Here is a 12,477-nt window from a genome sequence, read left to right as displayed (position 1 = left end):
TCGGCAGCTTACCACTGGGTCTTTGGCTCAAATAGCTCGGCCTGGATATCATCAATGTAACAGCTCGAGCTGTTTTCGCTTAGCACATACACTTTAAGAATATCATTGGGTTGGGCGTCGTCGGGTAGGGGGGCATCGAAGTAGATGTGATTCCAGGCACGGCTGATGCTCAAGTTGTTTTGTAGGCGAACCCCGTTCCAAACCACTGGTTTGTTATCTCTTTCCAACGTCATTACCAACTTATTGCCCCAGGCGCCATAATCGGAAAAGACCCGGCATGACGCCCGGATATACTGGCCTGCCGTGAGGCCCGCATCGGCCAGCCTAAGACTTATGGTTGGGCTATAAACGTAAGCGGCATCGGCGTGATACGACTGGCGACTAAAATAGCCCAGGTCGGCTGAAACATGGGTTGTGGAATCCGATGCCTGATTTTCAAAATCCAGTTTACTCAATACCCGGGGGGTGTAGTGCCGCTCTGATTTTGGCAAATGGGTTTTGACGTCCAGCAGCGTGTAGTCCAGCTGCGTTGGCATTGTCTTGTTGAATACTGCCCAATAGTAGCGTCGGTTCATTTCCTCCGGGTCGATGATGGAGCGCATGTATTGCCAATGTTGAAACAGATTAAGCGTAATCAACAATACGCCCACTGCCACCGCTATGTGAAGCCGCAGGCGTTGCCCTGCCAGCCACGCCACAGCAGCCCCCCAAGGCAAGGCTAGCGCGGCGTAGGACTGCACCAAAGCGCGTTGACCAAAGCTGCCTCCGTACCACCAGATATCCCACGCCGATACCACCCAAAAGTTCAACACGAAATACGTTAGTATCGGGACTGCGATGGACCGTTGCTTCCGCCAAAGAAAGACAAAGCCTATCAGCGGCATCAGCAGGAGGGGAGAGTAAATCAGCCAGCCCTTTCGGTAGCTAAATAGAACCTGGTACACATGCGGTTGCAAAAAACTGAATTTTTGTTCACCGTAGCTGTAGAAAAGAAAATGGCCAGTGGCCCATTTCCAATACAGTAGCTGGGGAAGAAGGCCAACAATACCGGCTACCACCAGCAGAGCCAAGTCTGGCCACCGTTGCAATGCCAAGGCTAGCTTGGCACGGGCCGTAGCCAGACCGGTCACTCCCCACAAGAGCGGAATCACCACTGCCACCACTTCCGATGGCCTGATGAGCACCAGGAGGCCAAGCGTAAGCCCAATGCCTGCGGCTTTGATTCGACTAGGTTTTGTGTGCCAGAGCCCCGTAAGCCACAATAACAATGCATATAGCGAAAAAAGCGGGCTGTGCGTCATGGCCGCATCAAACACGGCGTACTGAAAGTAATTGCTACCCAGAACAAGCAGTACAAGTACCACCGTCGTAATAGCATCAGAGAAATACCAGAGCAGTACCCGACGCAATAAGCCTAGGCCCATGAGTCCGTACAAGAGGCCACCAAACGCAATGGCTATTTGATAAGGGGCTGAAAAGCCATCTTGCGGGTAGCTCAACCAACCGGCGGCCCAGTGTCCCAGCCAGAAAAAAGGGGTCCACAGAACTGCCAGCCCGCAAGCATATTTCATCACCAGCTGGCCCTCGGGCCCGCCTGGTACTTGGAATGCTTGGTAAAACGACCCGCTGGGCGCGTATTCGCGCATGATGTCGGGAATAAAGGTCAGCCGCCCGAGGTCGTGGTAGATAAATTGAGCGGGCAAATAGAGATAGTAGCCCATTGCATCCCAGGTAAGGATGGCTTGCACGTTGCGGGTGTCCCAGTACGGCGCCCACAGCCGGGCCTGCACCATGAGCACGAACATGATAAGCAAAGCCAGCAATGAATAGCTGCCGGTCAACTGCCGATTGGGATGGGCCATTTCTGCCAAAGGCCGACCGGTTTGCAAAGCAGCTGTACTCATTACACTGTAGGACTGATTGACGAGGGTTTGCCGTCAGGCGCTTCCACCACACCCACTGCCAGCACTACCAAGTAAAACGACAAGAAAAAACCAACTACGGCCAGATACAGGTATGGCACTTGCAGCAACGCGTAGAAGGTGGTGAGGTACAGCTTCAGGGCAATCACGGCATAAGGCCGGTAGCTTGTCCGGGGCACCTGCTGGCGCCAATACACCAGCGCTGCGCCGGCTACTATGATTGCAATAGCGACCAGATGCACCAGTTTAGCTAGGTTTAGCTTCGCTAGCAAGTCACCTTGGCCGAACTGATAGAAAAAATGAGTGAGGCCAATGCCATTAAACAGATGCATCGGCAGACCTCGCCCGTCCAAGTGGTTCCATTCGCCCAGCGTTGTTTCAGTATAAACCTTCTGCACCCGCATGAATAGGCCCCAATCGTGCGACAGCACCGGAACCACGTAAAAGACCAGCACTCCAGCGGCCGCCAGACCCGTGATGGACCAGGCCCAACGCCGGGATTCGCTTACGTACACTAGTCCCACGTAAAGAGGTGCCCAAAACACCAACGAAAACCTGGAAAGTAAACACAGTATCAGGGCCGCAACCAATAAAGGGCGCGCGGGTAACAAGATGCCAGCCACCAAGAGTAGATAATAGCCAACGATGAGGGGCTCAACGGTAAGCGTGAAAACCTCGGAGTTTTTGACGAACAGGCAGTAGGTGAAAAGCAACGGCAGTGCGCTCAGCCCGAAGGTGACGAGCGCCGAGCGGCGCAAGCGCACCACTACAACCATGTACCCAAGTATCCCCAGCAGCAGTACGAAGCTGCTCATCCAGCGGTAGTCAAACCGGAAGTACTCCGGCACTATAAAAGGGAACCACGTCGCCGGTAAATACCCCGGCTCCAGAAAGTAGCCGATGTTTTCGGTGAGAGGGCGATGCACCATTTCCCCCGCCAGAAACCGCTGGCAATAGACCGTAATTGCTGGAATAATATCGGAGTAGTCCTGCGGAAGAGTGCCGCGTAATAACCTGTTGAGCAGGGGGATGCAAAAGAGCAAGCCGATGCCCAGAGCCAGTGCTGCCGGCCACCACGTCCAACCACGCACTGCCACCGGCGTCAGATTTGGCCAGGGCTGATGCCGAACCGCCTTGGCAGCCGCTACACACAACGCCACTGCCGTTAGGTACAGTACTACCGGACTAGCATCGTCGCCAAGCCTGTTGAGAAAAAATACGACTTGAACAGCCTCCAGTATAACCAATGCAAGCACCAGCCATTTCAGACTACGCTGGGAAGAGCTGTTCTTTTGGGTTAACATACCAGGCATAAGACCATGCGCTTAACATCCTGCGGACACGCAAACTCAGTATTGTGTTGCGTGTCCGCAGCTGCAATAGGTGGGATGAGAGGGAGGCCAGGCGCTTAGCCTTTTGTGATTTCCAAGTCATCGAGATAAGTTGTCTGCTCCGGGCCGTTCCGCCACATGTACACCTTAAGTTCCTGGTTGGAATTGATGGTGCTGGGCAAATCAAAATCCTTATCAATTTCGGTCCAGTGATTGAGCGTTTTGACTTCGGCTCTGATGTTCATGGCCTCCCAATAAATCGGGGGGCCGCCTTTGGCAGGGTCCGTAATCTGCACAACCATCACGGCCTTGGCTTTGGGGCCACTCAAAAGCACCCAGCCATGTACGTGTATTTTGTTGATTTTACGGTCAGATACCCGAATCAAGTTATTGGTGTACCCAATGCTGTATTCCGTCTCGGGGTCTACTTTAACCGAGTACCGGCCAGAGTGAGCTTTCGCAGTGGTTAAAGAGGAGGAGACAACTCCCCAGCCTTCCATCGATTCAAAATCGTTTTTTGTAATTAGGTTTTCCGGAGTAACATCCTCTTTCTTAGAAGAAGAGCAGGCCACGGCCCCTAGCACAAGCGTGCAAGATGCTACGAGACGGAGAAAGCGGCGTTCTGCCAAGAAAAGTAGAGATGGTAACATTTAACTGAATGAAAGAAAAGAGAGTAAGGATATTAAAGCCGAAATTAACTGATTACACTTAAACACGGTCTTGGCAGGCTCTGCTGCTATAAAAGCAGCGTTACCATCGCAGCCGAAATACCGAATGCACGCGTCGACCATCAGCCCATACCTGATGGATTTCATTGGGGTAGGAGTACGGTTCGGGGTGCCAGCGGTAGTTCGTAATGAAGTAGTCCGCTTCATCCGGAGTATCCACGATTTTTAGCCGTTCGCGCTGTCCATCGGGCAGCATAAGTCGGGTCATCACCACCGGTGTAGGGGGCGGCGAATACACCGTAATGCTTGGCCGCGCATCGTGGGCCGTGATGTAAAGCAAAGACTCTTTGTAGCCCAGCCCCCAATAATCCATTTCAAATCGTTGGGCGACATTGGTGCCAGCCAATAAGTTGAAGTACACGTTCTGCAACGGATGGTCGCGCACCATTTGAGCGGCTGTGACCACCACACTAAGCATGGTAGCGGCGCGCAGTGCCACGGGCCAATGAGCCCACTTGGGTTTCCAGTGCAGTGCCGCTACCCATCCGCGCACGGCTAGCAATAAAAAAAGCGGGTAAATAAAGTAAAGCTGCCGCCAGCCATCATAGAGAACAGATTTCAGGACGATGACTGCTACCAGCGGCCCAGTGCAAAGGGCGAGGAATAGTACATCTTGCAGTTGTTGCTCATTTGCCCATAAGCGCCAGCGCTGGCGAACCATTTGGCGCAGCACTAACCCAATACCCAGCAGTCCTGAGCCCAAATACAAGAGCGGGGTGGTAATGGCAATCCATACTGGAGCATAGTGCCACGGCAACTCGGTCGCCATGGTCATATTCCCTCGGTAAAGCACCGTGCCGCCCCACCGAAAAGTGCTCATGTTATGATAGGCGGCCAAGAAGTTTTCGAGCGGGCTAGGCCATAAGTACGGCCAAAAGAGAACGATAAGCGCACTTGTCAGAGCTCCATAAGCTAAACTTACGCCCAGCACCCGCGGCCATTTCAATTCGCCTGTTACGCCGCGCCAAACCAACACACCCAGCGTAGCCATTGGTAGCAGAATGCCCATGATGCGTACATCAATGGTAATAGCGCATGCCAAAGCGTGCCAGAAGACGCGGCCAGGGGTTGGGCGAACCAGTAGTCGAACACCGGTATTCGTGGCGATAACAAAAAGAGCCATGAATACCGCATCCTTGTCGTTGTAGAAAAAGTCGGCAAAAAGCCTGGGCGACAGCAGCAACCACACAGCCGCCAATAACCCCAAACGCCAATCACGAAAACGCCGGGCAGCTAACTGATAAAGGGCAATGATGCCCCCAAAGCATACCAGGAAGGTGCATAAGTGCCGCAGGTGAAACTTTTCCCGGATGTCATTGTAGCCAAGCAAGCGCTCCAGAAGCGCAACGGGAGTTTCAAATGCTACCCCATAGTCGGCATCAAAGTACTCCGCTAGCGGTGTTTGGTAAGGGTCAAAATCACGGTCTGCTGCAACCCAGGCCGGCGCGATTTTTTGGGCCACGTGCTTTAGTGAAACCATGCCTGTATCGCGCTGCTGGTTCTCGTCAATCGAAAAGCCATAGTCGCGAAAAATCAACAGCCCCATCGCCAGCACCACTGTGAAAAAGGCCGGCACTACCCATCGCTGAATAGGGGAAGAACGCGAAAAGTCAGGCATGGATTTGTTAAATCTAAAGGCAGCTTTCGCAGACCTGCGGTGGCCCTTTATGGCATAAACTAAAAGGATTATCGCACCACCTTTTATTATTTGCCCCGTAGAGCAACGTGTGCGAGGGCAGTGCCTATCTTGGCGTATGCATAACTTAGTACACGTAGCCTGATTCGAGTAAAGGCTATCATTTCAAGTTGCGGCTGGATGGAGTCACTCCCTCTCGTGTGTTGCGCAGCGCTTCATCGTAGAGACCACGCTGGGCACGGCGGCGGAGCTGTCGAAGTTCCCGAAAGCCATCCAGGCCGTTGAGAATGCCTACTTTGCTGCCGGTGGCATCGTTCCAGTGTACGGGTTGCTCACGGAGGCGCAGCCCGGCGCGGTGAGCCAGGTACAGCAGTTCCACGTCGAACCCAAAGCGGTCCAGGGTGGCACCGGCCACAATGGGCCGGCAAGCCTCGAGCCGGAACGCCTTAAAGCCGCACTGGGTGTCTGAGTAGGGCAGGCCGGTGGCCAGTTGCATTATCAGATTGAAGAAACGGCCGCTTTGCTCCCGCAGCCACGGCTGGTGCACCCCAATGAGGCTACGGTCCATGGCCCGGGACCCAAACACTACATCAAAATCGCCCGCCAGAATTGGGTCGAGCAACAGGGGAAGGTCGGTTATTGGCGTCGACAAGTCGGCGTCGGAAAATAGCGCAACGGTGCCCGTAGCGGCCAGCAGGCCTTGGCGCACAGCATAGCCCTTGCCCCGGTTAGGGGTATAGCTCAGCAAGCGAGTAGGAATGCCCAACGAATAGGAGGCAAAAACAGACTCGACGACCAAGGCCGTGTCATCGGTAGACCCGTCGTTAACGACAATTACCTCACTGCTATAAGGCTGAGCATGAAGATAGGCGAGCACCAGTTTAAGAGTATTGCCTAGCCGCGCTGCCTCATTGTATGCTGGAATGACAAAGGATAGAACGTGCAAGGGAGGAAAGGTTAATCGCCAGCTAACTGCGAGTGCGTTTAAAACCGTGAAAATAATAGACCGCTGTCAACTGCTGATGAAGTCTAAGCGGGTTTGTCTGCTACTTAAAGGACGATTGCGGCGTATGGTAATTAGTAGCTATGGCTGCGTAACTAGCTGCTTTTATCAAATGCTTCCTGCTGCGCAATAGCCACAAAAGCGAAGGGCGACGAAGCCCTTCTATCCTGAAACGTTGCCCAATGCCGGTGCGGCATGGAAAGCTTAAATTCGGCCTTCCCCCACGCAGGTTACACCAAACAACTTATTGGCAGAAGCTAGCTTCATTTCGGCGCTAGTTAAGCCCAGGAGCACTCGGTTGACGACCGGATGAGCAGGCTGCATGTTTGAAGCTGCTACTTTTTGGCGAAGGTTGTTGAGGCGGCGTACAGTCCAGATTAGCGGAAACAAGGTGCCGTAGAGGTAGTAATTCTTGATTTGACGGAAGCTGGCTTTTTCCAGTACCTCGCGCAGCATTGGAATGCGGTAGCGGCGATAATGGCCCAGAAATACATCGTGCCCGCTCCAAAGCGACCGAAAAGCCGGCACCGTGATAAAAAAGTGGTTATTATCTCCAACACAGGCTTGCTTGATGGATTTTAGCATCGCCAGGTCATCGGGGAGGTGCTCGAGTACGTCCATCAGCAGTACCAGGCCGTTCTCGATGATGGGCGGAATGGCCAGGACCTTCTCAATTTTCTGTCCACGAGTAGCCGCAATTTCGGACTCTGAATAACCAATGTCAACCAGGTATACCTTGGAAATGCCAGCGCCGTAGTGCTTTTCCAACTCCAACGCAAAAAAACCCGAGCCGGCGCCAACGTCCACAATTGTCAAAGGCTTGCCATGCTTCACTAGCTCCTTGGCGTAGTTGAACAGGGGTAGCTTTTTGCTTTGGTAGTACCAGTGTACGTCAGGATTGACGCCGTTCTCAAGTTCTTTTAAATCCATAAGAGTAGTGACAAGCACGTAAACTTAGTGTCTTTTGCCGCGGGCTGCCGTTGATTGCCCGTCAAGCTACGGTGTAGCGCCGGCGCGTTTTAAGGCTATATGGTTTGCTTATGCTACTTCAGTCAAGACCAACGTTAAGGCAAAGCGAGCCGTAAGATATTGTCTTACATAAAGGTAGCTTTAAGTCGCCGGTTCATCCTGCTGCCCTGCCTCGTGCCGATTAGGGCAAAGCTCAGCCGAGGGGAATGCTTTTCTCTCAGGACCTATTTTTGGCGCCGCTTATTCATTCACTGCCCATGCTACGCATCCAGAATTACATCAACGGCCAACTGGTGCCGCCCCAATCCGGCCACTACCTGGATAACATCGAGCCCGCCACCGGCCGGGTCTATGGCGAAATCCCGGATTCTGGAGCCGCTGATGTAGCCGCCGCCGTGATGGCCGCCGAAGCTGCCCTTCCCGCTTGGCGGGCCCGCTCGGCTGAGGAGCGCGGCCGCCTGTTGGTGCGCATTGCCGCCCTGATAGACGCCAACCTAGAACGCTTGGCCCACGCCGAAAGCCAAGACAACGGCAAGCCCCTGAGCTTGGCGCGGGTGATGGACATTCCACGGGCCGCTTCCAATTTTCACTTCTTTGGCACTGCAGCCGAGCATTTTGCCAGTGAGGCCCACATGCAGGAGGGGGTGGCCCTAAATTACACGGTGCGCCATCCCATAGGTGTAGTGGGATGTATCTCGCCCTGGAACCTGCCGCTGTACCTGTTTACCTGGAAGATTGCGCCGGCCCTGGCGGTGGGGTGCTGCGTGGTGGCCAAGCCCTCGGAAATCACGCCAGCCACGGCTTTTTTGCTGGGCGAGCTGTGCATGGAAGCAGGCTTGCCGCCGGGCGTGCTCAACATCGTTCATGGCACGGGCCCCAGTTGTGGGCAGGCCATGGTAGAGCACCCGGGCATCAAGGCCATCAGCTTCACGGGCGGCACGGCCACGGGACGTCACCTGGCGCGCACAGCGGCGCCCATGTTTAAAAAACTCAGCCTAGAGCTAGGTGGCAAAAACCCCAACCTCGTATTTGCCGACTGCGACTTGGCCGCTGCCGTGGCTACCAGCGTCCGCAGCAGCTTTGCCAACCAGGGTCAAATTTGCCTGTGCGGCTCCCGTATTTTTATCGAGCGGCCGATTTATGAGGCTTTCAAATTCGAGTTTCTAAAGCAACTCGAGGCCCAGAAGATTGGCGACCCACTGGACGCCACGACCAAGCAGGGAGCACTTGTGAGCGAAGCGCACCTGAATAAGGTGCTGGATTACATCAAGCTAGCCCATGAGGAGGGCGGCGTGCTATTGGCGGGCGGCCAGCGTGCCACTGTGCCCGGGCGTTGCGCCGATGGGTATTTCCTAGAGCCCACCGTGTTCGAAAACCTGCCGCACGACTGCCGCACCAACCAAGAAGAGATTTTCGGCCCCGTAGTCACGCTCACGCCCTTCGATGCCGAGGAAGAAGCCATCACCTGGGCCAATTCCACCGACTACGGACTGTCGGCCACCATCTGGACCGCAAACCTCAACCGGGCGCACCGCGTGGCCCAAACCCTGCACAGCGGCATTGTGTGGGTGAACACCTGGCTGCACCGCGACCTACGCACGCCCTTCGGCGGCATGAAAAACTCCGGTGTGGGGCGGGAAGGCGGATTGGAAGCACTGCGCTTCTTTACTGAGGCGCAGAATGTATGCGTGAAGTTCTAAGCATCGGCGGGTTAGGTTACTTAATTAAGCGAATCGTAATTCTAACCCCGCCCTGCCGCTTACCTTTGCGGGCTGAACCACCTGCCTGCTTGCATGCCCCACCCTGCCTCTGATTATTATGCCCATCCCACGGCCGTCCTCGATGAGGGCTGCCAGATAGGCTCAGGCAGCCGCATCTGGCACTTTTGCCACATTTGCGCCGGCGCCGACTTAGGGGAGCAGTGCAATCTGGGGCAGAACGTGTTTGTGGCCGACGGCGTGACCCTGGGCCGCAACGTGAAGGTGCAGAACAACGTGAGCCTCTACGGCGGCGTTGTCTGCGAGGACGACGTTTTTCTGGGGCCTTCTGTGGTGTTCACCAACGTAAAAAATCCGCGTAGTGCCGTACCGCGCAAGGGAGCCGGGCAGTACCAAACCACCTACCTAGAACAGGGCGTGACCATTGGGGCCAACGCTACCATTGTCTGCGGGGTGCGCCTGGGGCGCTATGCTTTTGTGGGTGCGGGCAGCGTGGTCACGCACGACGTGCCCGCCTATGCCCTGGTCTACGGCACGCCCGCCCGGCCGCAGGGCTGGATGAGTGCCTATGGCCACCGCCTAACCTTTAATGCCAACCGCCGCGCCACCTGCTCCGAAAGCGGGGAGGTGTACGAGCTGAGTGCCGATGGTAACTCGGTTCAGCCAGTGGCTCGGGTTATGAATAAGTTGCCGAAAATCAGCAACTAACAATTAAAAATTAGCAACTGACAATTACTCAAGTGTACGACAAACTATTGCGCAAAGAGGCCACCCTGGCCGTCATCGGCCTCGGCTACGTGGGCTTGCCCATCGCACTCGAATTCGCGAAACAACTCAAGGTCATTGGTTTCGACATCAATGCCGGCCGCGTGGCCCAGATGAAGCAGGGCATTGACCCCAGCGGCGAACTGGAAAAAAAGGATTTTGAGGGCTGCGATATCACCTTCACCGACTCGCTGGAGGTGCTACGGCAGGCGCAGTTCTACATTGTGGCCGTGCCCACGCCCATTGATGAGCACGCCCAGCCCGACCTTAAGCCGCTGCTCGGCGCTTCGTCGTCGGTGGGTAAGGTGTTGAAAAAGGGCGACTACGTGGTGTTCGAGAGCACGGTATACCCTGGCTGCACCGAGGAAGACTGTATTCCGGTGATGGAAAAACTCTCGGGCCTGAAGTTCCCGAACGATTTCAAGGTCGGGTACTCGCCCGAGCGCATCAACCCCGGCGATAAGGAGCACACCCTGCGCCGCATCGTGAAAGTGGTGTCGGGCAACGACGAGGAAGCCCTCGAAACCGTAGCCAAAGTGTACGAACTGGTGGTCGACGCTGGCGTGCACCGCGCCAGCAGCATCCGCGTAGCTGAAGCGGCAAAAATCATCGAAAACACGCAGCGCGACGTCAACATCGCCCTGATGAATGAGCTGTCGATGATTTTCGACCGCATGAGCATCAACACCTACGAGGTGCTGGAAGCCGCCGGCACCAAGTGGAACTTCCTGAAGTTCTCGCCCGGCCTGGTAGGCGGGCACTGCATTGGTGTTGACCCTTATTACCTGACCTACAAAGCCAAAGAGCTGGGCTACGACGCCAAGGTTATCCTAAGTGGCCGCACCACCAACGACAACATGGGCGCCTACATTGCCCGTAAGACGGTGCAGATGATGATTAAAAAAGGCAAGGACGTGGCCCGTAGCCGCGTGCTCGTGATGGGGGCCACCTTTAAGGAAAACGTGGAGGACATACGCAATTCCAAGGTGGCCGATGTGATTCAGGAACTGAAAAACTTTTCGGTGAACGTCGATATTGTTGACCCCCATGCTGATTCGGATGAACTGCACCACGAGTACGGTTTCCGCCTCACGCCCAACGACGACGTGCGTACCGATTACGACGCCGTTATCGTAGCCGTGAGTCACTTGCCTTACGCTGCAAAGGACGAAGCCTATTTTCAGTCCATTACCTCCGACAATGCCGTACTGGTCGATATCAAAGGCCTGTACCGTGGCAAAATGAAGGAGCTGCAGTACTGGAGCCTGTAGTATTTCACCCACTTAAAAGCTTCGTGCTACTACCGCTAAGCACAACTCGACCCCTTTTGCTATGACTTCACAACGCACCAAAATACTCGTTACGGGAGGCGCCGGCTACATTGGCTCGCACGCCGTGGTAGAACTATATCAAGCCGGCTATCAGCCGGTTATCGTTGATAATTTCAGTAATTCCGAAGAGTCAGCGCTGGCGGGTATCGAATCCATTTTGGGTGTTGCTGTGCCTACTCACCGCATCGATTGTGCCGATGAGACCGCGCTGCGGGGCGTGTTTGAAGCCGAGCCGAACATTGCGGGCGTCATTCACTTTGCAGCCTTCAAGGCTGTGGGCGAGTCGGTGCAGAAGCCGCTGGCCTATTTCCAGAACAACGTAGGTTCTTTGCTCACGCTCTTGGCTGTGATGCCCGAGTTTGGCGTTGAAAACCTGGTGTTTTCGTCGTCCTGCACCGTGTATGGCATTCCCGATGCACTGCCCGTGACGGAGGCCACCCCCACCAAGCCAGCTTCGTCGCCCTATGGGCGCACCAAGCAGATGTGCGAGGAAATCATCCACGACGTGTCGGGCGCGCCGAACAACAAGCTGCGCACCATTTTACTGCGCTACTTCAACCCCATTGGAGCCCACGAGTCGGCCAAGATTGGCGAATTGCCCTTGGGCGTGCCCAACAACCTCGTTCCGTTCATCACCCAAACGGCCGCCGGCATTCGCGAGAAGCTGACCATTTTCGGCAACGACTACGACACGCCCGATGGCACCAACATTCGGGATTACATCCACGTGGTAGATTTAGCCAAAGCCCACATTGTGGCCGTGCAGCGCTTGCTCGACCACAAAGCCGATGAAATCGTTGAGACGTTTAACGTGGGCACGGGCAATGGCAACACGGTGCTGGAAGTAGTGCAAACCTTCGAGAAAGCCAGCGGTCAGAAGCTGAACTACGTTATTGGCCCGCGCCGTCCCGGCGATGTGCCCGCCATCTACGCCGATGCCACGAAAGCTGAGCAAGTTCTCGGCTTTAAAACCGAAAGCTCCTTGGCTGATTCACTGGCCAGTGCCTGGAAATGGCAGGAGCAGCTCCGCAACAAATAAAAAAGAATGTCATACTGCCCTTACCGAAGGATTGC

Annotated in this window: 10 protein-coding genes; 4 read left to right on the top strand and 6 right to left on the bottom strand. The window is 55.0% G+C overall.

From position 1 onward, the window contains the following. Positions 1–8: 8 nt before the first annotated feature. From ACP7AJ_RS00740 to ACP7AJ_RS00715, 6 genes are all read right to left on the bottom strand, one after another. Positions 9–1,721: a hypothetical protein gene (locus ACP7AJ_RS00740; protein ID WP_426058271.1), complete on the bottom strand. Its 1,713-nt coding sequence runs from the start codon at positions 1,719–1,721 to the stop codon at positions 9–11. A gap of 182 nt (positions 1,722–1,903) precedes the next feature. Continuing rightward, positions 1,904–3,019, bottom strand: coding sequence for a hypothetical protein (locus ACP7AJ_RS00735; protein WP_426058270.1), 1,116 nt, complete (start codon positions 3,017–3,019; stop codon positions 1,904–1,906). A gap of 311 nt (positions 3,020–3,330) precedes the next feature. Continuing rightward, the gene (locus tag ACP7AJ_RS00730) at positions 3,331–3,903 is read right to left on the bottom strand and encodes a carbohydrate binding domain-containing protein (RefSeq protein WP_426058269.1); all 573 of its coding nucleotides are present in this window, start codon (positions 3,901–3,903) and stop codon (positions 3,331–3,333) included. 100 nt (positions 3,904–4,003) lie between these two features. Further along, the gene (locus tag ACP7AJ_RS00725) at positions 4,004–5,599 is read right to left on the bottom strand and encodes a hypothetical protein (protein ID WP_426058268.1); all 1,596 of its coding nucleotides are present in this window, start codon (positions 5,597–5,599) and stop codon (positions 4,004–4,006) included. A 178-nt stretch (positions 5,600–5,777) separates the two neighbouring features. Further along, the gene (locus tag ACP7AJ_RS00720; RefSeq protein ID WP_426058267.1) at positions 5,778–6,563 is read right to left on the bottom strand and encodes a dolichyl-phosphate beta-glucosyltransferase; all 786 of its coding nucleotides are present in this window, start codon (positions 6,561–6,563) and stop codon (positions 5,778–5,780) included. A gap of 261 nt (positions 6,564–6,824) precedes the next feature. Next, entirely contained in the window at positions 6,825–7,550 is a 726-nt protein-coding gene (locus ACP7AJ_RS00715; RefSeq protein WP_426058266.1) for a class I SAM-dependent methyltransferase, read from the bottom strand. A gap of 245 nt (positions 7,551–7,795) precedes the next feature. Here ACP7AJ_RS00715 and ACP7AJ_RS00710 point away from each other — a divergent pair, with 245 nt between their 5' ends. The 4 genes from ACP7AJ_RS00710 to galE all read left to right on the top strand — a co-directional run bounded on the left by ACP7AJ_RS00710 (position 7,796) and on the right by galE (position 12,442). Then, on the top strand, positions 7,796–9,289 hold the full coding sequence (locus ACP7AJ_RS00710) for an aldehyde dehydrogenase (RefSeq protein WP_426058265.1): 1,494 nt from the start codon (positions 7,796–7,798) through the stop codon (positions 9,287–9,289). Positions 9,290–9,382: 93 nt separating this feature from the next. Further along, a complete protein-coding gene (locus tag ACP7AJ_RS00705; protein WP_426058264.1) occupies positions 9,383–10,015 on the top strand; it encodes an acyltransferase in 633 nt (210 codons plus the stop codon). A gap of 32 nt (positions 10,016–10,047) precedes the next feature. Further along, complete coding sequence (locus tag ACP7AJ_RS00700; protein ID WP_426058263.1) at positions 10,048–11,343, top strand: nucleotide sugar dehydrogenase; 1,296 nt, start codon at positions 10,048–10,050, stop codon at positions 11,341–11,343. Positions 11,344–11,404: 61 nt separating this feature from the next. Beyond that, complete coding sequence (galE, locus tag ACP7AJ_RS00695) at positions 11,405–12,442, top strand: UDP-glucose 4-epimerase GalE (protein ID WP_426058262.1); 1,038 nt, start codon at positions 11,405–11,407, stop codon at positions 12,440–12,442. The last annotated feature ends 35 nt before the right edge of the window (positions 12,443–12,477 follow it).

The sequence above is a fragment of the Hymenobacter sp. B1770 genome (assembly GCF_049896385.1).
Classification (GTDB): Bacteria; Bacteroidota; Bacteroidia; order Cytophagales; family Hymenobacteraceae; genus Hymenobacter.
The sequence above is the reverse complement of the archived record's forward strand: the minus strand, read 5'-3'. Positions and strand labels throughout refer to the sequence as shown.